Origin of the sequence: Cupriavidus taiwanensis (genome assembly GCF_900250115.1) — a bacterium.
In the GTDB taxonomy this organism is placed as follows: Bacteria; Pseudomonadota; Gammaproteobacteria; order Burkholderiales; family Burkholderiaceae; genus Cupriavidus; species Cupriavidus taiwanensis_B.
The window spans coordinates 1,295,466-1,322,286 of the sequence record NZ_LT984803.1 but is presented as its reverse complement, the minus strand read 5'-3'; the positions used below and the strand labels follow the sequence as shown (position 1 = coordinate 1,322,286).

Below are 26,821 nucleotides of genomic sequence, written 5' to 3'. Positions count from 1 at the left end.
GGGAGCCGACCCGCAGTAGGCAAACGACTAATCGATGGTGATGCGCCGCTGCTTGATCACCCCCGCCCAGCGCGTGCTTTCCTTCTGGATCGCTGCCGCCAGTTGCTGCGGCGTGCCGCCCGCCGCTTCCATCCCCAGCGTCGCCAGCTTCTCCTTCAGCGCGGCATCGGCCAGCACCGCGTCGGCATGCTGGCTGAGCTTGCGCACCACCTCGGGCGGCGTACCCGCCGGCACCATCAACGCATACCACGACACCGCCTCGAACTTCGGGAAGCCCTGCTCGGCAATCGTCGGCACCTCGGGCAGCACCGTCGAGCGCCTGGCGCTGGCGATGCCGAGGGCGCGCAGCTTGCCAGCCTTGATATAGGGCAGCGCCGCCGACAGCTGCGCAAACATCATCGTTACCTGCCGCCGACAACATCGGTCATGGCGGGGCTTACGCCCTTGTATGGCACATGGTTCAGCTTGACGCCGGCATCGAGCTGCAGCAGCTCGCCGGCGAGGTGCGCCTGGCTGCCGGCGCCGGGCGAGGCGAAGCTCAGCTCGCCCGGCTTGTGCGCGGCGAGCTTGAGCAGTTCGGCCAGCGACCTCACCGGCGTGGCCGCGTTGACCACCAGCACGTTCTCGGCGGTGGCGAGCATCGCCACCGGCGCCAGGTCGGACGGCTTGTACGGCAGGTTAGGCATCAGCGTGGGATTCACCGCGATATTGCCGACCGGCACCAGCGCGACGGTGTAGCCATCCGGCGCGGCCTTGGCCACCATGTCGACACCGATGGTGCCGGCCGCGCCGGCCTTGTTCTCGACCAGCACGCTCTGGCCGATGGCCCTGGCAAGGCCCTCTCCGACCGCGCGCGCCAGCACGTCAGCCGGCCCGCCCGCGGCAAACGGCACGATCAGGCGCACCGGCTTTGCCGGATAGGCCGGCGGCTGGGCATGGGCCGGCCCCGCCGCACCGAACCACGTAGCACAGGCCGCCGCGCAGGCGAACAGGCAATGCATGGCAAGGCGCCGGATGTCAGGATGCACGAAGGGCTTTACAGCGGCATTCATAGCGGCATTCACAGCGGATTTCATGACGGTTTCCCCAATTGGCAGTGATCAGGCGATGGCGCCTCCACCGCGCCGGCCGCATCGGTCAGCGCAAAGTTCGCCCGCTCGGCTTCATTCGCCATCGCGGGCAGGCAGGCATAGTCGGCAGGCTGCACCGCAACGAAACGCGCCAGCCCCAGCGAGGCCAGCAGCTCGGTGCCGGCGGCGTCGTCATGCAGGCCCAGCAAGGCCCCACGCACGCGCATGCATTGCTGCCGATCGGCGCCCGCCGCTGCCATCAGCACCGGAATCGGGGCCGGCGGCGTCAGCGCCAGCGTCTTCAGTTGCGCGGCAAGCGACGGGTCATAGCGGCGCAGCAGGTCCATCACATAGCTGTCGATCACCCCTGCTTCCGCATCGCCGGCAAGCACGGCATCGATGACCTCGCGCGGCGTCGGCGTCGCCATCGCCGCGGGCCGGTACAGCGCCCGCGTCCCTGCCGGTGCCAGCCGCATCAAGTAGTGGCGCGGCGCGTTATAGCCCGAGTTCGACTCGGGCAACATGCATGCCAAGCGCCCGCCAAAGGTCTGCGCCAGCGACTGCGCCGGCGCATCGGCGCGCACGATGAACTCCGTGAAATAGACCGGCCGCCCTTCGTAGCGCGCCAGGGCCGGCACCGGCGCCGCCAGCAACTGCGGCCTCACCGCCGCGCTCGCGTACGGATAGCCGCACATGAACACGCAGCCGCAGTCCGGCCGCGCCCACAGCGCGCTGACCGGCGCCGGCGCGGATGCCTGGCATAGGGCAACGCCACGCCCGCACGCACGGACACGCACGCCAGCAATGCGCGCCATGCTGCTTCGGCCTGCGGGGCCACCGCGTACATGCGGGCGTTGGCGATCATGCGTACACCAGCTTCTGGCCCAGGCCGCACTCGGCGGCCTTCTCCAGCAGGGCGTGTCCCAGGGCGATGTCGCTCAGCGACAGGCCTCGGTGCCAGAACAGGTTGGTCTCGTCGTCGCTCTGGCGACCCGGCTTGCGGCCGGCGGCGATCTCGCCCAGTTCGCCGTAGAGCGTCTGTTCCGACAGCTTGCCCGCTTCGACATGCGCGCGCAGCGAGCCGAACATGCCGCCCTTGCATTGCCCCCAGTCGTCCACCACCATCCGCGTCATGATGTCGGTCAGCGACAGCTCGACCGCGCTCATGGTGCCGTAGGGCACGACGAAGGCGCCGGGCTTGATCCACTCGGTCTTGAGCATCGGCGCCGGGCGCTCCAGCCGCGATGCCTCGACCACGATGTCGGCACCGCGCACGCACGATTCCCAGTCCTCGGTCACCACGATTTTCTTGCCGAGGTCGCGCTCCAGCCGCGCGGCAAAGGCATTGCGGCTTTCCGGGCGGCGCGAGTGCACGCGGATCTCGTCGAAGTCATAGAGGCTGTCGAGCAGGCGCACATTCCAGTACGAAGTGCCGCGCGCCCCGATATGGCCAAGCACCTTGCTGTCGCGGCGGGCCAGGTGCTTCGCGCCGATCGCGGTCAGTGCGCCGGTGCGAGCGTCGGTGATGAAGGTGGCGTCGATCACCGCGACGGGCATGCCGGTGCGCGGGTCGAACAGGTTCAGCATGGCCATTTCCGACGGCAGGCCGAGCTTGTAGTTGTCGACGAAATCGCCGACGACCTTGACGCCGGCCAGCCCCAATGGCGCCACATAGCCGCGCAGCACGTTGAAGTGCCCGTTGAAGGCGGGGTCCGGCATCAGGTGCACGCGCGGCTCGATCACGGTCTGGCCGTTGCCCTGCGCAACCAGTGCCTGCTCCACCGCAGCGATGATTTCGGCATCGGTCATTTTCAGCCGCGCAATATCCCGGCCGTTGAGGTAGGTGAGAAGAATGTCAGCCATGGGGTCCCCGCTCTCCAGATCAGTGTGTTGTGTTTCGATGGAGTCCAGTTTAGGTATGGCGCCATTGACTGTCATATGCTTATATGTCCGCATGCCTTAACATCAGGTTAATGCCATGAAAATGAACCTGCGCCAGATCGAGGTGTTCCGCGCGGTGATGCTGACCGGCTCGATCAGCGGCGCGTCGAAGCTGCTCTATGTGTCGCAACCGGCCATCAGCCGGCTGATGTCGCACACCGAACAGCGGCTCGGCCTCGAGCTGTTCCGGCGCACCAAGGGGCGGCTCTACCCCACCCCGGAAGCGCGGCGGCTGCTGGGCGAAGTCAATGCGGTCTATGAGGGGATCGAGCGCGTCAACGAGATCGCCGAGGACCTCGCCGCCAATCGCACCGGCAGCCTGCGCATCACCTGCAGTCCCAACCTGGGTCAGACCGTGCTGCCGCGCGCGATCGCCAGCTTCCGCGCCGCGCATCCGGCGGTGCGGGTGGTGGTGCGCACGCAGATTCCGGGCAACATGCTGCGCGCGCTGCTATCGGGACAGGTGGATCTGGCGGTATCGAACATGCCGCTGGTGCATCCCAACCTCGAGGCGCGCCTGCTGGTGAAGAACGAGATCGTGGCGCTGGTGCCGGTGGGACACCGGCTCGCCACGCGCAAATGGGTGCGCCCCGCTGACCTGATCGGCGAAGACCTGATCGGCTATGGCCCGGAAGTGCCGTTCGCGCTGCTGGTGCACGAGATGTTCGGCAACGATGGCGACCAGCCCGACATGCGGGTGCAGGTGGAGCAGGCCCATGTGGCGCGCGCTCTGGCGCAGGCCGGCGCAGGTATCGCGCTGGTCGATGCCATGACGGTATTTGGTGCGAACTGGCCCAATATCGTCGCCGTGCCGATCCGCACCAAGGTCAATGCCTCGGTGCAGATCTTCCATGTGCAGACCGAGCCGCTGTCGCGGCTGTCGCTGGAATTCGTGGAGACGCTGACCGGGATGATGAAGCGTTGAGCCGCGGCGGCGCTTGCGAACACCGCCGCCGTGAGGCGTGGCGGCCTCAGGCCGTCGCCGCCTTGTCCAGCCACCGCGCCAGCTGCTCGGTGACCGCGGTGCTCGAAAACGAGCAGCTGTCCTGCGCGAACACCGCCGCCATCTCCAGCCGGCGCAGCAGTTCTTCCATGGCCTGGCCGTAGACCGGCGGCAAGGCCAGCGCGCTGCCGGCTTCGCGCCATTCGCGCACCAGCTCCTGCGCGGGCTTGGCACCGGCCATGTGCTGCTCCAGCGCGGCGCGCATGCGCGCCAGCGCTTCCGAATTCCTGGCGCTCATGAACGCGCCCTCCTTTCCTTGTAGAGTTCGCGGAACGTGCGGCCCGACGGCGCCGGCATGTCGCGGGTTTCGGTCCAGCCCTTGCCCGCCAGCGGCAGGCGGGCGATCAGTCCGTTGCTGCCGCCCATGCGGCCCAGCAGCCAGGCACCGATGCGGGCGCTCAGCGCATAGAGTTCAGGCCGCTTCGCCACGTAGCCCCAGGCCTTGAGCGCAAAGCGCTCCTGCCATGGCCGCAGGCCGCGTTCCATTTGTTTTTCGCGCAGCTTGCGCAGCAGGTCGGACAATGGAATCGACGCCGGGCAGACGCGATTGCATTCGCCGCACATGGTGGCCGCCTGCGGCAGGTCGACGGTCTTGGCCAGGCCAACGTAGCTGGGCGTCAGCACGCTGCCCATCGGGCCGGGATAGACCCAGCCATAGGCATGGCCGCCGATCTTCTGGTAGACCGGGCAGTGGTTCATGCAGGCGCCGCAGCGGATGCAGCGCAGCATCTCCTGGAAGTCGCCGCCGATCAGTCCGCTGCGGCCGCCATCGACCAGCACGAAATACATGTGCTCGGGGCCATCGCGCTCGCCCTCGGCGCGCGGCCCGGTCAGCAGCGAAAAGTAGTTGGAAATCGCCTGGCCGGTGGCCGAGCGCGGCAGCAGGCGCATCACCGTGGCCAGGTCTTCCAGTGTCGGCAGCACCTTCTCGATGCCGGTCACCGCGACATGCACGCGCGGCATCACCGTGCACATGCCTTCATTGCCCTCGTTGGTCACCACCGCCACCGAGCCGGTCTCGGCGATGATGAAGTTGCCGCCGGTGACGCCCATGTCGGCGCTGAGGAATTCCGGGCGCAGCACTTCGCGCGCCTCGCGCGTCATCTCCGGGATCTCGGTCAGCCGCGGCTTGTGGTGGACCCTCGCGAACAGGTCGGCGATCTCGTCCTTGTCCTTGTGCACCACCGGCGCAATGATGTGCGACGGCGGCTCGGAGTCGTTGATCTGCAGGATGTACTCGCCCAGGTCGGTCTCGATGCTCTGCACGCCCATCTCGCCCAGCACCTGGTTCAGGCGCATTTCCTCGGTCACCATCGACTTGCTCTTGATGACCTTCTTCACGCCGTGCTTCTGCGCAATTTCGGCGACCAGCCGGGCGGCGTCGGCGGTGGTTTCGGCGAACAGCACGGTGGCGCCGCGCCGGGTCGCGTTCTCTTCAAACGTGGCGAGCCAGACGTCGAGGTTTTCCAGCGCGCGGTTGCGGCGCTCTTTCAGGGCCTCGCGGGTGGCGTCGAAATCGATATCGCGGATCGCATCGGCGCGCGCCGTGACGAATTTGGTCGAGAGCTTCTTCAGGTTCTGCTGCAGGCGCTGGTCGGCCAGCTTCTGGCCGGCGCGCGCCTTGAATTCCATGCTGTGGACTTGCATCGTGGCGAATTCCTGATGTGTCGGCGCGCTCAGGCGTCGCCCGCCAGCACCTGCGCGATATGCAGCACGCGGGTGCGGCTGTCGCCGGTGCGGCGCAGGCGGCCTTCGATATTGAGCATGCAGCCCAGGTCGCCCAACACCACGGCATCGGCACCGGTGGCCTGGATATTGGCGCATTTCTCGTCGACGATGGCCGTGGAGATATTGCCGTACTTGACCGAGAAGGTGCCGCCGAAACCACAGCAGGCCTCGCAGTCCTTCATCTCGGTCAGCTGCACGCCGGGCAGGCGCGACAGCAACGCGCGCGGCTGCTGCTTGACCCCCAGTTCGCGCAGCCCCGAACAGGAATCGTGGTAGGTCACATGGCCCGAGAAAGTCGACGGCAGGCTCTCGATCCGCGCGACGTTGGCGAGGAAGTCGGTCAGCTCGAACACGCGTTCGCGCAGGCGCTCGTAGCGGCCGTTCAGCTCCGGATCGTCACGCAGCAAATCGGCGTAGTGGTGCCGGATCATGCCGCCGCAACTGCCCGACGGCACCACGATGTACTCGAACATCTCGAACTCGCGCAGGAATTTCTCGGCCAGGTCGCGCGACACCGCGCGCTCCCCCGAGTTGTAGGCCGGCTGGCCGCAGCAGGTCTGCGCCTCGGGCACCATGACCTCGTAGCCGGCGGCTTCGAGCAGCTTGAGCACCGAAAAACCGATCTCCGGGCCCATCAGGTCCACCAGGCAGGTGTGGAACAGACCGACTCGCATTGTTGACTTCTCCCAGACCCTGAAACCCCGCAATTATGCGCGTTCGGCGCCGCGGGTGGCGCACAAAGCGTTCATCGGCGCCATGAATGCGTTGCCATGCACGGCACGCCGGGGCGCGGCATCACGGGTGCATTCTTACCGTAATGTCATTTCACCTATTGAAATTTTCACGATGCGAGATAGAATCGGGCAGTCGCTTAAAAATGCCGCAAGGCAACATTGCTACGTTTTCCACCATGTCCGACGCAGACAAGTCACCCGGCAAGACGTCCATCCAGGTCATCGAGCGCATGATGACCCTGCTGGACGCCCTTGCGCAGCATGCCGATCCGGTCAGCCTGAAAGAGTTGTCGCTGGCCACCGGCCTGCATCCCTCCACCGCGCACCGCATCCTCAACGACATGGTCGCGTGCCGCTTTGTCGACCGCTCCGACCCCGGCAGCTACCGACTCGGCATGCGCCTGCTGGAGTTGGGCAACCTGGTCAAGGCGCGCCTGTCGGTGCGTGACGCGGCGCTGGCGCCAATGCGCGCGCTGCACCGGGTCACCGGCCAGACCGTCAACCTGTCGGTGCGCCAGGGCGACGAGATCGTCTATATCGAGCGCGCCTACAGCGAGCGCTCGGGCATGCAGGTGGTGCGCGCCATCGGCGGCCGCGCCCCGCTGCACCTGACCTCGGTGGGCAAGCTGTTCCTGGCCGCCGACGAATCGGCGCGCGTGCGCAATTACGCCACCCGCACCGGGCTGGCCGGCCACACGCGCACTTCGATCACCGACCTGGCCAAGCTGGAACGCGAACTCAACTGGGTCCGCACCAACGGCTATGCCCGCGACAACGAAGAGCTGGAACTGGGGGTGCGCTGCATCGCCGCCGGCATCTACGACGACTCGCGCCGGCTGGTGGCAGGCCTGTCGCTGTCGGCGCCGGCCGACCGGCTGCAGGACAGCTGGCTGCAGAACCTGAAGGACACCGCCCTGCAGATCTCGCGCGGCATGGGCTATGTGACCGAAGCCGCGGCCTGACGCCACCTGAGCCATTGCCGCCAACGCGCGGGCTGCCTGCAAGGCAGTCCGCGCGTTTTGCTTTGGTGCCTCGCGTTGACGCGTCGCCCACGTTTACCCTATGTTTTCAGATAACCAGAAACCTTATAATCGACAGCCATGCGTACCCGCACCGTCACCCTGACCGAACAGGTCACGCGCCAGCTGCGCGCCGAGATCGAAAGCGGCACCTACCCCGTTGGCAGCCGCCTGCCGACCGGCCGGCAGCTGGCCGAGCAATACGGCGTCAGCGCCGCCGTGATCCGTGAAGTCACCGAGCACCTGCGCTCGCAGGGCTTGGTCGAGTCGCGCCAGGGCGTTGGCTGCACGGTGCGCTCGCGCACCGGCGCAGCCGGCTTCCAGCTGCCGCGCGACCCCGAGCTCGCCGCCGGCGACCTGGCCGACCTGTACGACCTGCGCATCGACCTGGAAGGCGCCGCCGCGGCGCTGGCCGCGGTGCGCCGCACCGATGACGACGTGGCCGCGCTGACGGCGCTGCTGCAGCGCCTGCAGGCCCGGCTCTATGACCCGCAGCCGGCTGCCGATCTCGACGCGGCTTTCCATATCGGCATCGCCGCCGCCACGCACAACCCGTACTACCGCCAGCTGCTGCAGTACCTGAACCTGCAACTGCACCAGGCCGTCGCCACCGCGCGTGCCAATACGCTGCGCCAGCCAGGGCTGGCCGAGACCGTGCATGCCGAACACGAGGCCATCGTCGCGGCCATCCGCCGCGGCGATGCCGGCGCGGCGCGCGCGGCGGCGGTGGCGCACCTGCAAAGCGCCGCCCACCGCCTGGGGTTGTCGCTACGCACGCGCGCTGACGCAGCAACGTCGGCGAACGCCGCCAGCCCCGCATCCCTTTCCTGAGACGACACCACCACCATGCAAAACGGATCCTTTGCCCAGCGGCTCACCGAAGCCCTCGGCCCCGACACCGCGCTGACCCACCCCGACGACATCGCGCCATGGCTGTCCGACTGGCGCGGCATCTACCGCGGCCAGGCCCAGGCGGTGCTGCGGCCCCGTAGCGTCGACGAGGTGGCGCGCGCGCTGGCGCTATGCCAGCAGGCCGCGGTGCCGGTGGTGCCACGCGGCGGCAATACCGGCCTGTGCGGCGGCGCCACCCCCGACGCGCACGCGCACAACGTGGTGCTGAGCCTGGACCGCATGAACGCGGTGCGCTCGCTCGACACCATCGCCAATACCATGGTGGCCGAGGCCGGCTGCATCCTGGGCAACCTGCGCCGTGCCGCCCAGGACGCCAACCGCTTGCTGCCGCTGTCGCTGGCGGCCGAGGACTCGTGCCAGATCGGCGGCAACCTGGCCACCAATGCCGGCGGCGTCAACGTGGTGCGCTATGGCATGACGCGCGAGCTGGTGCTCGGGGTCGAGGCCGTCCTGCCCAACGGCGAGGTCTTCCACGGGCTGCGCACGCTGCGCAAGGACAATACCGGCTATGACCTGAAGCAGCTGCTGATCGGCTCCGAAGGCACCCTGGGCGTGATCACCGCGGCGGCGCTGCGCCTGTTCCCGCGCACCGATACGCGCAGCGTGGTGCTGGCGGCGGTGGCCTCCCCGCGCAGTCGCTGGCGCTCTATGAACTGCTGTTCGAGCAATGCGGCGCACGCCTGCAGGCCTTCGAGTTCTTTACCGGTGATTGCCTGGACCTGGTGCTCGCGCATGCGGAAGGCGTGCAGGAACCGTTCGCGCAGCGCTATCCGGGCTATGTGCTGGTGGAACTGGCCGATACCACCGATGAGGCAGCCCTGAACGCGCTGCTGGAACGGGTCATCGGCGAGGCGCTGGAGCGCGAGCTGTGCCTCGATGCCGCCGTCTCGGCATCGCTGGCGCAGCTGCAGGCGCTGTGGAAGCTGCGCGAGGAGATCTCGGAAGCGCAGCGCGCCGACGGTCCGCATCTCAAGCACGACGTGTCGCTGCCGATCGAGCAGATCCCGGCCTTCATGGAATCGATGGCGGCCCGGCTGCGCGCGCTCGATGCCGCGATCCGCCCCTTCGTGTTCGGGCACTTCGGCGACGGCAACCTGCACTACAACCTGTCGCGTCCGGCCGGCGCCCCCACGGAGTGGGCGGCCACCAGGGGCGATGCCGTGACCGAGGCGGTGCTGGACGAGGTGATGCGTTACGGCGGCAGCATCAGCGCCGAACATGGCATCGGCCAGCTCAAGCGCCATGCCTTCCTGGCGGTGAAGGATCCGCTGGAATTGCGGCTGATGCGCGAGCTCAAGGCGGTGTTCGATCCCGCCGGGATCATGAACCCCGGCAAGCTGCTCTGACGCTGCCGCCACCAAAGCAAAACGCGCCGCAATGCGGCGCGTTTTTTATGTGCAGGCGTGCGGCCTCAGATGCCGCGCGATTGCTGCGACGCCAGCACCGCGTGCGCGCCGCCCGGCCCCTGCGTCAGGTTCGGCGACGACGGGAAGCCGCGCTGCGGCGACGACGGCGAATGCTCGAGCCAGTCCTTGACCCGGTTGGCATCGGCAAAGCGCGACAGCTTGCCGGACGAATCCAGGAACACCATCACCACGTTGCGCCCGTGCACCCGCGCCTGCATCACCAGGCACTGGCCGGCCTCGGAGATAAAGCCGGTCTTCTGCAGGCCGATCTCCCAGTTGCCGCCGCGCACCAGGCGGTTGGTGCTGACGTAATGCTGGGTGCGGCCCAGCACGTTGACTTCATGCTCGGTCTGGGTCGAGTACTCGCGGATGGTCGGGTTCCGGTACGCGGCATTGACCATGCGCACCAGGTCGGTCGCACTCGACACGTTGCTGCTCGACAGGCCGCTGGAATCGACGAAATGGCTGTCGTTCATGCCGAGCTCGCGCGCCTTGCGGTTCATGGCCTGCACAAAGGCCGGCAGGCCGCCCGGATAGTGGCGGCCCAGCGCCGAAGCCGCGCGGTTCTCGGACGACATCAGCGCCAGCAGCAGCAGTTCCTGGCGCGTCAGCTGCGTGCCGAAGCGCAGGCGCGAGCTGCTGTGCTTCTCGGTGTCGCGGTCTTCCTCGGTGATGGTCAGCACCTCGTCCATCGGCAGGCGCGAGTCCATCACCACCAGCGCGGTCATGAGCTTGGTGATCGATGCAATCGGCAGCACCGCACCGGCATTCTTCTGGAACAGCACCTCGTTGGAGTTCTGGTCCATCACCAGCGCGACGCTGGAGCGCAGGGCCAGGGCGTCGTCGGTGTCGCGCAGGCCCATGGCCTCGCCCAGCGACGGCTTGGAAGGCGTAAACGCAGCCCGCACCGGGGCCGCGCGCTGCGCCACCACGACGTGGCGCTTGCCTTTCTTCAGCACCACCACCTTGCGCGCGGAGCCCGCTTCGCTCTTCGCGACCTTGGCATTGCGCGCGCTCTTGGCAACAGGCGTTGAAGCGGTCTTTTTCTCCGTTTTGGCGGAATTTGCCTGCTTTTTGCTTGTTTTTTGCGTGGAGGCGGCCTTGGTGGCCGCTTCGGCCACGGGCACCGCGACCATCGACACCGACACCAGTACCGCGGCGGCTACGGCGGACAAGGGTGTGGAGCCGAAGAATCTGGAGAAAATGGAATCAGACCGGAACATGATTCGTTCAGCGCATAGGAATGGCGCTAGTGTAGGAAATAAAGAAATTGTTAGCAAGATTAAAGACTTACAGACGCTCCTTAAAGTTCGATTCACATGCATTTCCGCATTGCGAAAAAAGTACGCGATGCGTCACGTACGCTATCGAACTCTTGTGCGCGCGATCCAAGCGCAGTCCGGCTCACCCCTTGCTACCCCTTCGTAACGACGAAGCCAATACGCAAAGTCTTGTGTGATATCGGCGTCCATCGTTACATGCTGAAACAAATTTCACTATGAGAGAAAACGCGCAAACCCGCTGACTGGCTCCCGTTCCGTGGTGAGGCGGTTTGCGACGGCCTCCGGATCGGCAAAACCGAGCGACATGCCGCACACCACCATTTCTTCTGGCGGCAGCCGCAGGTGGCTGGCGATGATCTTGTGGAATTGGGCAAACGCCGCCTGCGGGCAGGTATCGAGCCCGCGCGCGCGGGCGGCGACCATGATGCTTTGCAGGAACATGCCGTAGTCGAGCCAGCTGCCCTGCTCCATGATGCGGTCGATGGTGAAGATGAGGCCCACCGGCGCATCGAAGAAACGAAAGTTGCGCGCATGCTGTTCGTGCATGCGCGCCTTGTCCTCGCGGCTGATCTCGAGCAGCCCGTACAGGTCCCAGCCCACCTTGCGCCGCCGCGACAGATACGGGTCGGCCCATTCGCGCGGATAGTACGGGTACTCCTCCCGGTACTTGCTGTCGCGCTCGGGGTCTTCATAGGCGGCCAGCACGTCGGCGCACAGCTTCGCCTTGGCCTCGCCCGACAGCACATAGACGCGCCACGGCTGCGTATTGGTGCCGGACGGCGCGCGGCTGGCCACCGCCAGGATCTCTTCCACGGTGCTGCGCGGCACGGGCGTATCGAGGAAGGCCCGCACCGAACGCCGCGTCAGGATCGCGCGATCCACGCAGTCCACGGCCTCCTGCGAGCCGAATAGCTTCTCGTGGGACATCTTGTTCATCTCCTGTTGCCCCGTACTATTCCCGTGCGCCCGTCACCGCGCCCGCCGCTGCCAAGGGCAGCAGCGCTTCGCGCAACGCGCCCGGCAACGGTACCGGCCGGCGCGTAGCGCGATCGACATAGACGTGAATGAAATGCCCTTGCGCGGCCGCGACCTCGTTGTCGCCGCTGAACAGGCCCACCTCATAGCGCACGCTCGACGTACCCAGCCTGGCTACGCGTAAACCCGCGACCACGGTCTCGGGAAAACTGAGCGACGAGAAGTAGTTGCACTGCGTCTCGATCACCAGCCCGATGGTCTCGCCCGACGTGACATCGAGCACGCCCTGCCGGATCAGGTAGGTATTCACCACGGTGTCAAAATAACTGTAGTAGACAACGTTGTTAACGTGGCCATAGACATCGTTGTCCATCCAACGCGTGGTGATCGGCTGGAAGTACGGATAGGCACTGCGCGATTCGGCTTGCGGTTTCATGGGGCGAGAGGGAGACAGGACGCGAAGCAGTACGAAATGCGAAGATTCTGAACCAGCGGCCTACGCGATACGAACGCGCGGCCACTAGCGACGGATGACAAGCGCGACACCCAGCGCGGCCAGCACCATGCCGGCTGCCGCCAGTGGCGGGAAGCGCTCGCCGAACAGCAACCAGGCCATCACCGCCGTGGTGGGCGGCGTCAGGTACATCAGGCTGGACACCTTGGTGGCCGCACCCTGGCGGATCAGCAGGAACAGCAGCGAGATCGCGCCGATCGACAACGCCACCACCGACCACGCCAGCGCGCCCAGCATCGCGGCAGTCCACTGCACCACCCGCGTCTCGAACAGCAACATGAACGGCACGCAGGCAAGCGCCGCCGCGGCGAACTGGATCACCGAACCCATGCGCAGGTCGAACACCGGGCAGAAATGCCGCTGGTAGACCGTGCCCACGGTGATGCTGAGCAACGCGCCGCCAGCCAGCGCGAGGCTGGCCGGCGTCAAGCCGCTCGTGCCCAGCTTGTTGGCCACCACCAGTGCCACGCCGGCAAGGCCCAGCAGCAGGCCCAGCCACTGGCGCGCGCCGATGCGCTCGCCCATGCGCGTGGCGATCAGCGCGGTCAGGATCGGCTGCATGCCGACGATCAGCGCCGACACGCCGGCCGGCATGCCGAGCCTGATCGCGGCCCATACTCCGCCGAGATAGCCCGCCTGCAGCAGCAGGCCGGCCACGGCAATATGCCCCACCGCGCGCCAGTCGGTTGCGGTCGATCCGGTCACGCGCGGCAGCGGCACGCGCGCCAGCAGCACGAACGGCACCATCAGCACCAGCACGCCGGCAAAGCGCAGGAACAGGAAGGTCATCGGCTCCGCATACGGCATGCCGTATTTGGCGACGATAAAGCCGGTGCTCCAGATCAGCACGAACAGCCACGGCATCGACGCCACCCATAGCGTGGCGCGCGGGTTGGCCGCGCCGGTGCAGCCTGGCTCGATCACCTCGCTCATGACGCAAGCCGCGCAAGTTGCGCAACTTGCGCGTAAAGGGCGTGATATTGCGCGGCGAGCCGCACCGTCTGCGCATGGACGGCAACGGTGTCTTCGATCTGGTTGCCGTAGCCGCCGGCCATGGTCACCGCCACCGGCAGCTGGCGTGCTTGCGCCGCGTCGAACAACAGGCGGTCGCGCCGGGCCAGGCCGGCCAGGGTCAGTTTCAACCGCCCGAGCCGATCGCCCTCGTGCGGGTCCGCGCCGGCCAGGTAAATCAGCAGGTCCGGCTCGAAGCGGCGGAACAGCGTGTCCAGCGCCGCCTGCAGCGCCTGCGCGTAGGCCTCGTCGTCGCAGCCATCCGGCAGGCCGACGTCGAGGTCGCTCGCTTCCTTGCGGAACGGGTAGTTTTTCTCGCCGTGCAGCGACAGCGTGAATACCGACGGGTCGCCGTGCAGGATCGAGGCGGTGCCGTTGCCCTGATGCACGTCGAGGTCGATCACCGCCACGCGGCGCGCCACGCCGTCGCGCTGCAATACGCGGGCGGCGATGGCGGCATCGTTGAAGACGCAGAAACCGCCACCCCTGTCCGCGTATGCGTGGTGCGTGCCGCCCGCCAGGTTCACGGCGATGCCTTCACGCAGCGCGCTGCGGCAGGCCTCGATGGTGGCGCCCGCCGAACGGCGCGAGCGCTCCACCATCGCTTCGGACCAGGGAAAGCCGATCTCGCGCTGGCGCCCCGCGTCGAGCGTCCCGGCCGAGGCCGCCTCTACATATTCCGCCGTGTGCGCCAGCAGCAGCGCATCGTCGCCGGCGCGCGGCGCCTCGCACAGGCGCAGCCCCGGTACCTGGGCCGACACCGCGTCGCGCAGCATGCTGTACTTGCGCATGGGGAAGCGATGCCCGGGCGGCAGCGGCAGCACGAAGTGGTCGGCGTAGAAAGCGAGCATGGAAAGAGGCCTGGGCGATTCTGTTCACATCGTGTTGGTGTTCCGGCCTCGGCCGGCCACCGCGGGCAGCCTGGCATGGTAGCACCCCTGCACGGGCATTGCCGGCGGCGCCCGGATGGCTGCGACGCCACTTGCCGCGGAGCCCGCTCGCCGGATTTTGTGCGATGCACAAAATTTCCTTGACATTGATTCGGCCGCCCCTACAATACGGCTTGTTGCGGCGCACAAACGAAAAAAAACGGATTGGGCGCCCTGACCCACCCACACGCCTGGGCTGGCCGAAGCGGGTATAACACCGTCACGGTCCTGACATCTAGGCGGCTTAATTTGCTTGACCTTGAAGCTCACCACTGGAGACCAGCAATGATCCTCACCCCGGAACAAGTCGCAGCAGCACAAAAGGCTAACCTCGAAACGCTGTTCGGCCTGACCACCAAGGCGTTTGAAGGCGTCGAAAAGCTCGTCGAACTGAATCTGCAGGTCATCAAGACCACCTTCGCCGAAAACGTTGACAACGCCAAGAAGGCGCTGTCGGCCAAGGACGCACAGGAACTGCTGGCGATCCAGGCCGCAGCCGTGCAGCCGGTCGCCGAAAAGACCCTGGCCTACACCCGTCACCTGTACGAGATCGCTTCGGAAACCCAGAGCGAATTCGCCAAGGTGGCCGAGGCCCAGCTGGCCGAAGGCTCGAAGAACGTCCAGGCCCTGGTCGAGAACTTCGCCAAGAACGCCCCGGCCGGTTCGGAATCGACCGTGGCCATCGTGAAGTCGGCGATCTCCGCTGCCAACAACGCCTACGAGTCGGTGCAGAAGGCGACCAAGCAAGCGGTCGAAATCGCTGAAACCAACTTCCAGGCCGCCGCCACGGCTGCCACCAAGGCTGCCCAGCAAGCCAGCGCCACGGCCCGCACGGCCACGGCGAAGAAGGCCGCTGCTGCCTGATAGCGCCCTGCGCTGAAACCGGACCGGCTGCGGCCGGTCCGTTGGCAAAGCCCATCGCCACGCGTTGCCGTGGGCTTTGCCAACGACGAAGGGAGTGCCATGACCGACCGGCCCGGCGCTGCCTTGTCTGCCGATGTCTCCTCGGTACCGCGGTCTCCTTGTCCAAAGGTATCGTTAAACCCGACCTCTACAGGTCGGGTTTTTTTTTGCTGCTAACCAGGCTGCCCCTATCCCCTATCCCCTTTCCGCTGCACGCCCCGCCACGACGATGCCGGCGATTCTTGGCGGTTAATTGCAAAGCGGAGTTTCCCGATGCAGCGCTGGTTCAAGGGGAATCCGGAATAGCGGAATTGCCTTGTTCTACGTCAGTTCAAGGCGTGCCGCTTCACTATCGCCACGATGGAATCCAGCCGTGCCCGGTCGCATGTCAGGGTGATGCCGTCGGCAAAGACCGGCTGTGCCAACCGCGTCAGCACATCGCCCGGCGGCGCTTCCACCACCAGCCGTGCGCCATTGGCATGGGCCAGCTGCATGGTTTCATGCCACCGCACCGGTGTGGCCATGTTCAGCGCCAGGTCATCGGCGATCCTGCGCGGATCGCGCAACTCGCGCGCCTTGCTGGCGCTGAAATAGCGCAGCGAGGGCGCGCACAGCGCCACGTCCTGCATGGCCTGTTGCAACGCATGCGCCGCGGCATCGAGCAGCGCGCAATGAGATGGCACATGGATCGCCACCGGCTTGGCCGCCTGCGCGCCGGCGGCGCGCGCCAATGCCGAGACCTCGGCCATCGCAGCCTCGCTGCCGGCGATCACGATCTGCGTCGGGGCGTTGAAGTTCGCCAGGTACACCGGACGTTGCGGCGAGCACACCTGCGCCACCAGCGGTGCGAGCCGGTTCCGGTCGAGCCCCAGGATGGCGGTCATGCCATAGCCGCGGGGATAGGCCTGCGCCATCAGTTCCCCGCGCAGGCGCACCAGCCGCAAGGCATCGGCAAAGGAGAGCACGCCGGCAGTCACCGCGGCGGCATAGGCGCCGATGGAAAGTCCGGCCACGGCATCGGCGTTGGCATCGTGCGCGGCCAGGCAACGTGCCATGGCCACCCCTGAAGTCAGCAGGCACAGTTGCGTCCAGACCGTGGATTGCAGGCGCTCGGCCGTATCCATGCCTGCCACCGGCACTTGCAAGACCTCCTCCGCTTCGGCCAGCACCGCCGTCACTGCCGGATCGGCTGGCAGGTGCTTCAGCATGCCGGGGCGCTGTGTCCCCTGCCCGGGAAACGTGATCAGGACTTGCATGGCGATGGTTGCCAGGGATCGTCGCACAGGTACGGGCCGTGATCCGTCTTCAGCAGCACCCTGCCCCCGCTGCGCAGGCGTTCCAGCAGCGCAAAGCCGCCGTACGGTGTCGCGACCTGGATGTCGATGCGGACCGGCGTGGCGCGCTGCAGTTCGGCAAGCAGTTTGAGATGGCTGGCCGCCAGTGACCGGTCCGCGTTCACGAGCAGATCCAGGTCGCTGTCGGCATGCAGCACGTTGCGCGCGCAGGCGAGCGAGAAGCCCGCGCTGCCGGCCACGCCCCAGTGGATGCCGGCCCCATCGAGCCGGTCGGCGATGGCCTCGAGCGAGCGGATTGCAGGCAATGCCATCAGTTCCGGGCGCAGCCGCCAGGCGCGTCGGGCGGCCAGCTCCATCGGCGTGACAAGCTTGCGGATCGCCGACGGCGCAATCCAGGTGCCGAAGCGCTCCGCGCGCGTGCGGCCGCGCAGGCCGACCGGGATCTCGCCCGGCCGGCGGCGGTCGCGCCGCACGACCAGCGGCGTGTCGTCCAGTGCCGGCAGAGAGACCCATGCCGGCAGCGCAGCGCGCGCCAGCGCACTGGCCGGGTCATCCAGCCAGACCAGGTCGTGCGGCGCCGGCGGGGCGAGTGGGTGTGGCGACATTCAGGCTTGCCATTGCCGCGACAGGCACGCGCGCACCGCGGCCGACGCCTTCCGGTTGATCCCGCCGAGGCGGCCTTGCAGGCCCTGCGTCGGGTCGCGGCGGATGTCGGCCAGCGCGGACAGGATGGTGTCGCGCGCGAGGTGCGCATCGGCCGCCACCGGCGCACTGGCCGACTCGACCTCGATCAGCCGCCACAGGATGCCCAGCGTGGCGAAGTTCTCGATGTCGTAGGCCATCGGCGGCACCGTCGACGCCAGTGCCTCCAGCTCCTCGACCGTGCGCATGGTGATGCGGGCGGCCGCCTCCTTGCCCATCGCATGCACCAGCACGCCCCGGTCCTTGAGCGCGATGATGCGATTGGCCTGGTAGCCGTGCGCGAGGAAAGCGCCCGACATGGCGCGCCCGACGATCAGCGCCACCACCGGATGTCCGGCGAGGCGTGCCTCGGCATACGCGGCGACCGCACCGGCCAGCGCCTGGTGGATACCCAGCGCCTCTTCGCGCCGGCCGTACGCCTGGCTGGGCGTGTCGACGATCGCCACGATAGCGCGTTTTGCGGGGGCGACGCGGTCCGCCTCGATCGCCTCGCGTACCGCGCGCGCCAGCGACCAGCCCTCGAGCAGCCCGGCTTCGCCGTTGCGCGCGCGCGGGAAGCGGCTGCCGGCATCGGGCACCAGCGCGATCCAGCGCACCGCGGTGCCGGCCAGTTCGCCGTCGGCCACCTGCACGGAGTCCGGATAGCCCGGCTGGCGCGACGCCGTCGGCGCCAGCGCCTGCAGCCAGCGTTCGCCGCGGCTGGCTTCGCGCGCGGCAGCGGGATGAAGTGGTGCGTTCATGCGTCGGTCCCCCGTTGAAACAGCGCCTGCACCTGCGCGGGCGTGGGTTGGGTGCTGGCGTCGTACGCCTGCAGCGCGGCCAGGTACTGCGTGACTTGCTCGCTACGATGGCTGGCGGGGACCGGCTCGCGCAGCAGCGCGGCCACCTGCGCGCGCATCGCGTCGCAATCGTCGTCGACATACGCATCGGCGAAGCCGGTGGCAACGCGCTGCGTGCCGCCGGTAAAGCTCCAGATAAAGGGCCGGTCGCGCGAGTCGTACTCGGCGATGCCCGCTTCCTGCTCGATCACGGCCGGGCCGTTCAGACCCAGCCGCCCTTCCTGCGTCATCACCAGCGCGCTGCACAGGCCGGCCGCGATCGACATGCCGCCAAAGCAGCCCACCTGCCCCGCGATCACGCCGACCACCGGCTGGTACCGGCGCAGGTCGACGATCGCGGCATGGATCTCGGCAATCGCGGCCAGGCCAAGATTGGCCTCCTGCAGGCGCACGCCGCCGGTTTCCAGCAGCAGCACCGCGCGGGTCGGTTCGCCGCGCCGGTTGTCCTCGGCCGCCAGCTCCAGCGCCCCGGCGATCTTGGCGCCGCCGACCTCGCCCATGCTGCCGCCCTGGAAGGCGCCTTCGATCGCCAGCACCACCACCGGCATCTGGTCGATGCGGCCCTTGGCCACCACCACGCCGTCATCGCTCTGCGGCACCACGCCTTGCGGCGGCAGCCACGGCGACTGCAGGCCATCGAACGGGCCCGCCAGTTCGCGGAAGGTGCCCGGGTCGAGCAATGCACGCGCGCGCTCGCGTGCGCCGAGTTCGATAAAGCTGTTGCGCGCCAGCAGTTCCGCCGTGTTCATGCGCCGTCTCCTTGTTGCGGATCGCCCAGCGCTTCAAACGCTTCCGCCAGGCGCATGCCGACCACGCCCGGCGTCGCGCCGAAATCGTGGATGCGGATATGCATCGCCGCGCGCGGCTCGGCGGCGAAGACGCGCGAGAGCTGCGCATCCCAGACGCGGCCGTAGCCATTGACCGAGGTGGTGACCTCCACCGTGGTCTTGCCGCCCTGGCCGGGCTCGACCACGACCTCGAGGTCGCCCGAGCCCACCACGCCGACCAGTACGCGTACGGTGGCCGGCTGTCCCGCCGGGAATTCAAATCGCAGTTGTTCCATCAGAGTCCCCTGAAGCCGCTTTTCTCGGCCGTTTTCGCCGCCGTCACGCCGGCAGTCCGATCCTGTGACAGCCGGTCGAGGAAAATCGTCGCGGCCAGCAGGTCCGCCGCGCCGCCCGGCGAAGCCCGCCTGGCCAGCATGCCGGCGTCGAGGCTGCGCAGGTGGCGCCGCCCGGCGACCGTGCCCGCGCCGCCTGCCGACAGCACCGCCCTGGCGCCGGCCTGCATGAAGTCCAGCCCGGGCCGCCCCGACCTGGCCAGCACGCAGGTGTCGTCCAGCTCGCTCATCAGCGCGAGCAGCGCGTTCAGGCGCGCCGTCGATTCCGGCTCGCCACGCGCGCGGCTGCGCCGCAGCGCCGGCAGCGCCAGCCGTGTCACGTGCGGGAAGCCGGCGCGCGCCTGCGCCCGCGCGCCGCCTACCCCGTAGGCCAGGCAGGCGAGCTCGCCCTTGTTGCCGGTGAGCACCGGCCGGTGCCGGTCCGCCAGTGAGGCAATGGCGCCGGCCGTGGCGCTGATGCTCCCGGCACCGGCACCCAGCCCGGCAGTGCTCGCGTGCGCCGCGGCCCCGACCAGCAGGCCGATGCACCAGATCGCGCCGCGATGCGTGTTGACGCCGCCGGTGGCGGACAGCATCACGGCCTCGGCCTCGCGGCCGAGCGCGCCCAGCTGTTCGCGCAGGCCATAGCCCACGTGCGGTGCCTGTAGCCCGGCATCGGCCATGGCCGCGAACGACGGCCCCAGCGCGTGCGCCGAGCGCAGCATCAGCGGCAAGGTCAGGTCGGCATGGGCCCCGTTGCCGCGGCTGTCGACCAGGCCGGGCTTGGGCGAGAGCCGCGCTTCCTCGGCGATGGCGCTGACGGCCAGTCCCGCCAGCGCCTCGGCCTGGGCGGAGGCCGCCGGGCGCTGCCCGGGCGCGTAGGGGGTCTGCGGGGCCTGCACTTGCAGGATCCTTGCGGTGGCGCCTGCCATCACCAGCTCCGGAAGCGTGCCGGCGGCTCGTACAGCCCGCCGGACCAGTCGACCAGGTCGGCCATGCTTTTGGCCGCAAGCAGGCTGCGCGTCGCCAGGCTGCGCTGCACGCCCAGGTCTTCCGGCAACGCGATCAGGCCGTCGCTGCGCATCCGGCGCGTGGTGGCGGGATCGTGCTTCAGGCCGATGGGCGTGACGCCCGCCACGGCGGCAATCATGCGGCGCCGCTGTTCCAGCGATTGCGCCTTGTACAGGTAGGCGATGCCTTCTTCGGTCAGCACGTGCGTGACGTCGTCGCCGTAGATCATCACCGGCGCCAGCGGCATGCCGCTTTCGCGCGCGACCTCGACCGCATCCATCGATTCGACGAAGGTCGGCTTGCCGCCCGCCTGGAAGGTCTCGACCATCTGCACCACCAGCTTGCGGCCGCGCGCGAGCGGATCGTCGGTTTCGATCAGGTCCAGCCACGCCGGCGTCGGGTGCCGGCGCCCGCCCGGCTGGTGGCCCATATTGGGCGCGCCGCCGAAGCCGGACAGGCGCCCGCGCGTCACCGTGGACGAATGGCCGTCGCCGTCGATCTGCAGCGTCGAGCCGATGAACAGGTCCACCGCGTACTGGCCGGCAAGCTGGCAGAAGGCCCGGTTCGAGCGCATCGAGCCGTCCGCGCCGGTAAAGAAAACGTCCGGGCGCGCGGCGACATAGCCTTCCATGCCCAGCTCGCTGCCGAAGCTGTGCACGCTTTCGACCCAGCCGGTTTCGATCGCCGGGATCAGCGTCGGATGCGGGTTGAGGGTCCAGTACTTGCAGATCTTGCCCTTGAGCCCGAGCGACTCGCCGTAGGTCGGCAGGATCAGCTCGATCGCCGCGGTGTTGAAGCCGATGCCATGGTTCAGCGACTGCACCTGGTGGCGCTCGTAGATGCCGCGGATCGCCATCATCGCCATCAGCACGTGGACCGGCTTGATCAGCCGCGGGTCGCGCGTGAACAGCGGTTCGCAGAAGAAAGGCTGGTCCGCCTGCACCACGTAGTCGATCCAGGAGCCCGGCACGTCGACGCGCGGCAGGCCCGCGGGATCGTCGACGATCTCGTTGACCTGCGCGATCACCAGCCCGTCGCGGAAGGCCGCGGCCTCGACCAGTGCCGGCGTATCTTCAGTACTCGGGCCGGTGTAGAGGTTGCCCTGGCGATCGGCCTTGTAGCCGGCGATCAGCACCACATTGGGCACCAGGTCGACGTACAGCCGCGAATACAGCTCGATATAGGTATGGATCGCGCCCACTTCGAGCTGCCCGTCCTCCAGGAACTGCGAGATGCGGATGCTCTGCGCCCCCGCGTACGAGAAATCCAGCTTGCGCGCGATGCCGCGCTCGAACAGGTCCAGGTGCTCGACCCGGCTGACGCTCGGAATGATCATGTGCAGCGCACTCACGCGCGCGGGATCGACCTGCGCCAGCGAGCGCGACAGGAAGTCAGCCTGCTTCTGGTTGTTGCCCTCCAGCACGACGCGGTCGCCGCAGGCCAGCACGGCCTCCAGGAAGGCGACGATGTCGCTGGTCGGCACCACCTTGCCATCGGCAATGGCGGCGGCGTTCTGCTTGCGGCGCGCCTTGGCTTCCCTGCGGGTATTCCATTGGCGGCCCGTGCTGGTGTTGGTCATCGCGTCTCCGGCTGGCGTCTGTCTGATGGCTCCACCTTAAACAGGCGCCGTCCGGCAAACAATCACGCCGGGAAATGAACCGTTACGCTGGCCGGAAGCGAGACCAGGGGAGACCAGGGCGCGGGCGAAAAGCCGCTCCGTGCCCTTACTGGTCAGCGTCGCGCATCGCCATGCGGCACGCCGCGGCCAGCGCCAGCAGGTTGGGATCCCGCTCGCGGCGGCGCAGGAAGTTCAGGGCGATGGTCTGCTTGATGTCGTACTCGCCGGCCAGCGGCACGAAGGCCACATTGCGCGAATACACGCCTTTTACCCGGCCCGGCAGCAGCGTATAGCCGATGCCGCCGCCCACCAGGTTCATCAGCGAAAAGATATCGCCGACCTTCATCACCACATTGGGCGTGAATTCGGCGATGCGGAACGCCTCGACAAAGCCGCTGTAGGTGACGAAACCCTCGCTCAGGGTGACGAACGGCTCGTCCCGGCAGGCACGCAGGTCCACCGCGGGCATCGAGGCATAGGGCGAATCGGCCGGCGCCGCAAAAAAGATATCGTCCTCGAACAGCGGGATCGACTCGATCTCCGGGTCGGGGTCGGGCACGGCCATCAGCGCGGCGTCGATCGAGCCCTGCTTGAGCTTTTGCAGCAGGTCCGCATTCGATCCCAGCACCAGCTCGGTCTGCAGTTCCGGGCGCCGCAGCTTCAGGCCGATCACGATCTTGGGCACGGTCTGGACCGTCAGCGAATAGAGCGACCCGATCTTGACGTGGTCGGCCGAAAAGCCGGCGGCCTCGCGCGTGGCGCGGATGCCGTCGGCCATGGCCTTGAGCACTTCCCTTGCCGTATCCGCCAGCACATGGGCGGCGTCGGTCGGGATCAGGTTGCGGCCCTCGTGGCGGAACAGCGCGCAACTGGTGCCCTCTTCCAGCGAATGCAGCGCGCGGTGCACGCTGACCGTGCTGGTATCGAGGATCTCGGCCGCCTTGGCCAGGTTGCCCGATTCCATGAACGCCAGCAGGGCTTCGAGCTTGCGGAAGGTGATCTCTTCGCCGATGCGGATTCTCATGGCTCAGGCTGTGGTTGGGGGGCAGGCTCCTATCTTAGCCGCGTGGCGGCGAGTGCGCACCGCTAACTCGACTGGCCAAGCTGCTCGAGGATCGCCGGGTTCTCCAGCGTCGAGGTGTCCTGCGTAATCTCTTCGCCCTTGGCCAGCGACCGCAGCAGGCGCCGCATGATCTTGCCCGAGCGCGTCTTGGGCAGGTTGTCGCCAAAGCGGATGTCCCTGGGCTTGGCGATCGGGCCGATCTCCTTGCCGACCCAGTTGCGCAGTTCGGTGGCGATCTTGACGGCCTCGTCGCCGCTCGGGCGCGCGCGCTTGAGCACGACGAAGGCGCAGATCGCCTCGCCGGTCATGTCGTCGGGGCGCCCCACCACCGCGGCCTCGGCCACCAGCGGGTTGGCCACCAGCGCCGACTCGATCTCCATCGTGCCCATGCGGTGGCCCGACACGTTCAGCACGTCGTCGATGCGGCCCATGATGGTGAAGTAGCCGGTGTCCTTGTCGCGGATCGAGCCATCGCCAGCCAGGTAGAGCTTGCCGCCCAGTTCCTCGGGGAAATAACTCTTTTTAAAGCGCTCCGGATCGCCCCAGATGGTGCGGATCATCGCCGGCCATGGGCGCTTGACCACCAGGATGCCGCCGTTGCCGTTGGGCACGTCATGGCCGGTCTCGTCGACGATGGCGGCCATGATGCCCGGCAGCGGCAGCGTGCACGAGCCCGGCACCAGCGGCGTCGCGCCCGGCAGCGGCGTGATCATGTGGCCGCCGGTCTCGGTCTGCCAGAAGGTGTCGACGATCGGGCAGTTCTCATTGCCGACGTTCTTGTAGTACCACATCCACGCCTCCGGGTTGATCGGCTCGCCCACGGTGCCGAGCAGGCGCAGGCTGGACAGGTCGTATTGCTTCGGGTGGATCTTCTCGTCGGCCTCGGCCGCCTTGATCAGCGAGCGGATCGCGGTCGGCGCGGTGTAGAAGATGCTGACCTGGTGGCGCGCGATCATGTCCCAGAAGCGGCCGGCGTTCGGATAGGTCGGCACGCCCTCGAATACCACCTGGGTGGCGCCGGCGGCCAGCGGGCCGTAGGCGATATAGGTGTGGCCGGTGACCCAGCCGATGTCGGCGGTACACCAGAACAGGTCGTCGGGCTTGATGTCGAAGGTCCACTTCATCGTCATCAGCGCCCACAGCAGGTAGCCGCCGGTGCTGTGCTGCACGCCCTTGGGCTTGCCGGTGGAGCCGGAGGTATAGAGCACGAACAGCGGGTGCTCGGCGCCGACCGGCTCGGCCTCGCAGGTATCGGGCTGGTTGGCGCAGACCTCGTCGAGCCAGCGGTCGCGGCCCTCGGTCCAGCCGACATTGCCGCCGGTGCGGCGGTAGACGATCACGTTCCTGACGGCCTCGCAGCCGCCCAGCGCCAGCGCGTCGTCGGCGATGGCCTTCAGCGGCAGCGCCTTGCCGCCGCGCATCTGCTCGTCGGCGGTGATCAGCGCCACCGCGCCCACGTCGACCAGCCGCTCCTGCAGCGACTTGGCCGAGAAGCCGCCGAACACCACCGAGTGCGTGGCGCCCAGGCGCGCGCAGGCCTGCATCGCGACCACGCCCTCGACCGACATCGGCATGTAGATCACCACGCGGTCGCCCTTTTTGATGCCAAGCGTCTTCAGGCCATTGGCCAGCCGGCACACCTTCGCATGCAGCTCGCGGTAGGTGACGCGGCTGACGGCGCCGTCATCGGCCTCGAACACGATCGCGACCTTGTCGGCGTTGCCGTTCTGCAGGTTGCGGTCCAGGCAGTTGTAGGAGGCATTGAGCTGGCCGTCCTCGAACCACTTGTAGAACGGCGCATTGCTCTCGTCCAGCACCTTGGTGAAGGGCTTGTTCCAGTGCAGCAGCTCGCGGGCGTGGCGGGCCCAGAAGCCCTCGTAGTCCCGCTCGGCCTCGTCGCACAGGGCGCGGTAGGCGTCCATGCTGGGAATGGCGGCCGGCCGGGCCGGGGTTCGCGCCGGCCAGATGCCCTGCTGGGCGGGCATGACGGATTCAAGCAGTTTCATGGTCAGGAGTCAGGTAGCGGCAACAGGAAAACACTCACAGCACGACGAAGACGAGCCACAACACCACCGGCGCGATCACGGTGACCAGCGCGCCATAGATCAGCAGCGTGCGGAAGAAGGCCTGCCGGTCCACGCCCTGCGCGTTGGCGAGCACCAGCGCGCCATTGGTCGAGAACGGGCTGACGTCGACGATGGTGGAGGACACGGCCATCGCGGCGATAAAGCCGATGGCGCTCACGTCCGAGCCCTGCTGCAGGAACGGCACCGCCAGCGGGATCAGCGAACCCAGCACGGCAGTCGACGAGGCGAAGGCCGACACCACCGCGCCCACCACGCACAGCAGCAGCGCGGCCATCAGCGGGGACGTCAGGCCGGCGACGCTGTGGCCGACGAAGTCGATGGTGCCCATCTTGTCCATCACCCCGACGAAGGTGCTGACGCCGACGATCAGCATGATCTCGGGCCACGACACCTGGCTCAGCGCGCGCTTCTGCAGTTCCGGCGCCATCAGCGTGAGCAGCAGCGCGATGGTCAGCGAGACAAAGCCGATATCGAGCTTGAAATAGAGCGTCAGCACCGCCAGCGCGGCCAGGCCGGCCACGGTCAGGTACTGGTAGAGCCCGGCAGGGGCTTCGGCGGCGGCTTCCGGTTCGCTGCCGAGCAGCGCAGCGCGGTCGCGCGCCATCGTCTTCTGCTCTTCCATGCCGGCCTCGGCTTCCGCATCGCCGTAGATCTGCGCCCCCTGTGCCGGCACGGTGCGCGCGCCGAACGGCGCCCCCATGGCCAGCACGCCGCCGGCGACCGGCTGTGCCGCCGCCGGTGCCGACTGCCGCATCAGGCGCAGCCCGCCCAGCGCAACGAAGAGACCGGCGGCCACGGCCAGGTTCACGCCCAGGCTGGCGAATGCCGTCGCCATCTCATTGAGCGGCAGCCCGGCCTTCTGCACGATCTTGTTGGTGATGCCGCCATAGATGCTGATCGGCGAGAAGCCGCCACCCTGCGCGCCGTGGATGACCATCAGGCCCATCAGCAGCGGGTTGATGCCATAGCGCGCGGCGAAGCCCAGCGCAATCGGCGCGATGATGGCCACCGCCGCCGGGCTGACCGCGCCGACCGACGTCAGCAGCGCCGCGATCATGAACATGATCCATGGAATGGCGGCGATCCTGCCGCCCACGGCGCGCACCGCGAGCCGCACCAGCCAGTCGATGGTGCCGTTGTTCTGCGCCACGGCGAACAGGTAGGTGATGCCGACCAGGGTCAGGAACAGGTCGACGGGGAAACCGGCAAGGATAGCCTTGGCCGGCATGGCCGCGACCAGCGTGCCGACCAGGAAGGCACCGACAAAGGCAAGTGCGCCCATGTTGATTGGCAATACCGTGGCGATGATAAACATCAGGCCCAGCACCGAGATGGAAATGGCGTGTGACGACATAACGGCTCCATGGCGGCTCGCGCGCGTCTGCGCACGCCGACTGGCAAGGAAGTCAGGGGAACCCGGCAGCGCAGGGGCCGGCTGCCGGCGATTCGGATCTGCCGCTACGGCAACGTGTGGAAGGGATAGGCCATGTGTCTTGTCTCCTTGATGGTCAGGCTGCACGGAAACCGGCACGGGCAATGCCCCGTGCGGCGCCAGTATCGACTTGTTGATTTGGCTGAACGATATGGCGGACAGGCCAGGCCATCAATTAAGCGGCCGAGCTGACTCTTACGGAAAGCGGAAAGCAGGCGCTCGCGCGCCGCGGGACGGCCAGCACAAG

At 67.7% G+C, this 26,821-nt stretch carries 24 protein-coding genes and 2 pseudogenes; 5 read left to right on the top strand and 21 right to left on the bottom strand.

Translation table 11 applies throughout. From position 1 onward, the window contains the following. Positions 1–27: 27 nt before the first annotated feature. The 3 genes and pseudogenes from CBM2586_RS06395 to CBM2586_RS06385 form a co-directional block, all read right to left on the bottom strand. Positions 28–1,001: pseudogene (locus CBM2586_RS06395) on the bottom strand (tripartite tricarboxylate transporter substrate binding protein). 71 nt (positions 1,002–1,072) lie between these two features. Continuing rightward, positions 1,073–1,885 (bottom strand): phosphate/phosphite/phosphonate ABC transporter substrate-binding protein, encoded by an 813-nt coding sequence (locus tag CBM2586_RS06390; RefSeq protein WP_346777685.1) that lies wholly within the window; start codon positions 1,883–1,885, stop codon positions 1,073–1,075. Positions 1,886–1,931: 46 nt separating this feature from the next. Next, positions 1,932–2,933 carry an ornithine cyclodeaminase family protein gene (locus tag CBM2586_RS06385; protein WP_115662352.1) on the bottom strand — a complete coding sequence of 334 codons (1,002 nt, stop codon included), beginning with the start codon at positions 2,931–2,933 and terminating at the stop codon, positions 1,932–1,934. Positions 2,934–3,048: 115 nt separating this feature from the next. Here CBM2586_RS06385 and CBM2586_RS06380 point away from each other — a divergent pair, with 115 nt between their 5' ends. Continuing rightward, entirely contained in the window at positions 3,049–3,936 is an 888-nt protein-coding gene (locus CBM2586_RS06380; RefSeq protein ID WP_112775453.1) for a LysR substrate-binding domain-containing protein, read from the top strand. Positions 3,937–3,982: 46 nt separating this feature from the next. Here CBM2586_RS06380 and CBM2586_RS06375 read toward each other — a convergent pair whose 3' ends face one another. Genes CBM2586_RS06375 through CBM2586_RS06365 form a run of 3 tightly spaced genes read right to left on the bottom strand, consistent with a single transcriptional unit; the run spans position 3,983 to position 6,416 of the window. Next, positions 3,983–4,252: a hypothetical protein gene (locus CBM2586_RS06375; RefSeq protein ID WP_115662353.1), complete on the bottom strand. Its 270-nt coding sequence runs from the start codon at positions 4,250–4,252 to the stop codon at positions 3,983–3,985. Continuing rightward, the gene (locus CBM2586_RS06370; protein ID WP_115687058.1) at positions 4,249–5,661 is read right to left on the bottom strand and encodes a LutB/LldF family L-lactate oxidation iron-sulfur protein; all 1,413 of its coding nucleotides are present in this window, start codon (positions 5,659–5,661) and stop codon (positions 4,249–4,251) included. The genes CBM2586_RS06375 and CBM2586_RS06370 overlap by 4 nt, the downstream gene beginning before the upstream one ends. Before the next feature lie 29 nt (positions 5,662–5,690). Then, positions 5,691–6,416: a (Fe-S)-binding protein gene (locus CBM2586_RS06365; RefSeq protein WP_115687057.1), complete on the bottom strand. Its 726-nt coding sequence runs from the start codon at positions 6,414–6,416 to the stop codon at positions 5,691–5,693. Positions 6,417–6,652: 236 nt separating this feature from the next. On the opposite strand from CBM2586_RS06365, the gene CBM2586_RS06360 reads away from it, so the two are divergent. From CBM2586_RS06360 to CBM2586_RS06350, 3 genes and pseudogenes are all read left to right on the top strand, one after another. After that, on the top strand, positions 6,653–7,438 hold the full coding sequence (locus CBM2586_RS06360) for an IclR family transcriptional regulator (protein WP_012352591.1): 786 nt from the start codon (positions 6,653–6,655) through the stop codon (positions 7,436–7,438). Positions 7,439–7,576: 138 nt separating this feature from the next. Continuing rightward, on the top strand, positions 7,577–8,326 hold the full coding sequence (locus CBM2586_RS06355; protein WP_115687056.1) for a FadR/GntR family transcriptional regulator: 750 nt from the start codon (positions 7,577–7,579) through the stop codon (positions 8,324–8,326). Between the two features lie 15 nt (positions 8,327–8,341). Then, positions 8,342–9,753 (top strand): annotated as a pseudogene (locus CBM2586_RS06350) (FAD-binding oxidoreductase). A 65-nt stretch (positions 9,754–9,818) separates the two neighbouring features. On the opposite strand, the gene pbpG reads toward CBM2586_RS06350, so the two are convergent. From pbpG to CBM2586_RS06325, 5 genes are all read right to left on the bottom strand, one after another. Next, complete coding sequence (pbpG, locus tag CBM2586_RS06345) at positions 9,819–11,036, bottom strand: D-alanyl-D-alanine endopeptidase (RefSeq protein ID WP_145987392.1); 1,218 nt, start codon at positions 11,034–11,036, stop codon at positions 9,819–9,821. A 273-nt stretch (positions 11,037–11,309) separates the two neighbouring features. Beyond that, positions 11,310–12,032: a nitroreductase gene (locus CBM2586_RS06340; RefSeq protein ID WP_115687055.1), complete on the bottom strand. Its 723-nt coding sequence runs from the start codon at positions 12,030–12,032 to the stop codon at positions 11,310–11,312. 16 nt (positions 12,033–12,048) lie between these two features. Beyond that, the gene (locus CBM2586_RS06335; protein WP_115662358.1) at positions 12,049–12,507 is read right to left on the bottom strand and encodes an acyl-CoA thioesterase; all 459 of its coding nucleotides are present in this window, start codon (positions 12,505–12,507) and stop codon (positions 12,049–12,051) included. A gap of 84 nt (positions 12,508–12,591) precedes the next feature. Further along, positions 12,592–13,518: a DMT family transporter gene (locus CBM2586_RS06330; RefSeq protein ID WP_115687054.1), complete on the bottom strand. Its 927-nt coding sequence runs from the start codon at positions 13,516–13,518 to the stop codon at positions 12,592–12,594. Then, positions 13,515–14,447, bottom strand: coding sequence for a histone deacetylase family protein (locus tag CBM2586_RS06325; RefSeq protein ID WP_115662360.1), 933 nt, complete (start codon positions 14,445–14,447; stop codon positions 13,515–13,517). The genes CBM2586_RS06330 and CBM2586_RS06325 overlap by 4 nt, the downstream gene beginning before the upstream one ends. 363 nt (positions 14,448–14,810) lie before the next feature. Here CBM2586_RS06325 and phaP1 point away from each other — a divergent pair, with 363 nt between their 5' ends. Next, positions 14,811–15,389 (top strand): TIGR01841 family phasin PhaP1, encoded by a 579-nt coding sequence (phaP1, locus tag CBM2586_RS06320; RefSeq protein WP_115662361.1) that lies wholly within the window; start codon positions 14,811–14,813, stop codon positions 15,387–15,389. Between the two features lie 365 nt (positions 15,390–15,754). Here the strand turns inward: phaP1 and mdcH are convergent, their stop codons facing one another. From mdcH to CBM2586_RS06270, 10 genes are all read right to left on the bottom strand, one after another. After that, the gene (mdcH, locus tag CBM2586_RS06315; protein ID WP_115662362.1) at positions 15,755–16,684 is read right to left on the bottom strand and encodes a malonate decarboxylase subunit epsilon; all 930 of its coding nucleotides are present in this window, start codon (positions 16,682–16,684) and stop codon (positions 15,755–15,757) included. Beyond that, a complete protein-coding gene (locus tag CBM2586_RS06310) occupies positions 16,672–17,328 on the bottom strand; it encodes a malonate decarboxylase holo-ACP synthase (RefSeq protein ID WP_115687053.1) in 657 nt (218 codons plus the stop codon). The genes mdcH and CBM2586_RS06310 overlap by 13 nt, the downstream gene beginning before the upstream one ends. Continuing rightward, on the bottom strand, positions 17,329–18,165 hold the full coding sequence (mdcE, locus tag CBM2586_RS06305) for a biotin-independent malonate decarboxylase subunit gamma (RefSeq protein WP_115687052.1): 837 nt from the start codon (positions 18,163–18,165) through the stop codon (positions 17,329–17,331). Then, positions 18,162–19,013: a biotin-independent malonate decarboxylase subunit beta gene (locus CBM2586_RS06300; RefSeq protein ID WP_115687051.1), complete on the bottom strand. Its 852-nt coding sequence runs from the start codon at positions 19,011–19,013 to the stop codon at positions 18,162–18,164. The genes mdcE and CBM2586_RS06300 overlap by 4 nt, the downstream gene beginning before the upstream one ends. Continuing rightward, positions 19,010–19,327 (bottom strand): malonate decarboxylase subunit delta, encoded by a 318-nt coding sequence (locus CBM2586_RS06295; RefSeq protein WP_115662366.1) that lies wholly within the window; start codon positions 19,325–19,327, stop codon positions 19,010–19,012. Before CBM2586_RS06295 ends, CBM2586_RS06300 begins: the two co-directional genes overlap by 4 nt. Then, positions 19,327–20,295, bottom strand: a complete 969-nt coding sequence (locus CBM2586_RS06290) for a triphosphoribosyl-dephospho-CoA synthase (protein WP_115687050.1) — start codon at positions 20,293–20,295, stop codon at positions 19,327–19,329. The genes CBM2586_RS06295 and CBM2586_RS06290 overlap by 1 nt, the downstream gene beginning before the upstream one ends. Continuing rightward, the gene (mdcA, locus tag CBM2586_RS06285) at positions 20,295–21,953 is read right to left on the bottom strand and encodes a malonate decarboxylase subunit alpha (protein ID WP_115687049.1); all 1,659 of its coding nucleotides are present in this window, start codon (positions 21,951–21,953) and stop codon (positions 20,295–20,297) included. Before mdcA ends, CBM2586_RS06290 begins: the two co-directional genes overlap by 1 nt. Positions 21,954–22,098: 145 nt before the next feature. Next, on the bottom strand, positions 22,099–23,016 hold the full coding sequence (locus tag CBM2586_RS06280; protein WP_115687048.1) for a LysR family transcriptional regulator: 918 nt from the start codon (positions 23,014–23,016) through the stop codon (positions 22,099–22,101). Positions 23,017–23,078: 62 nt separating this feature from the next. Beyond that, positions 23,079–25,061 carry an acetate--CoA ligase gene (gene acs, locus CBM2586_RS06275; protein WP_115687047.1) on the bottom strand — a complete coding sequence of 661 codons (1,983 nt, stop codon included), beginning with the start codon at positions 25,059–25,061 and terminating at the stop codon, positions 23,079–23,081. Between the two features lie 34 nt (positions 25,062–25,095). Next, on the bottom strand, positions 25,096–26,496 hold the full coding sequence (locus tag CBM2586_RS06270; protein WP_115687046.1) for an SLC13 family permease: 1,401 nt from the start codon (positions 26,494–26,496) through the stop codon (positions 25,096–25,098). Between the last annotated feature and the right edge of the window lie 325 nt (positions 26,497–26,821).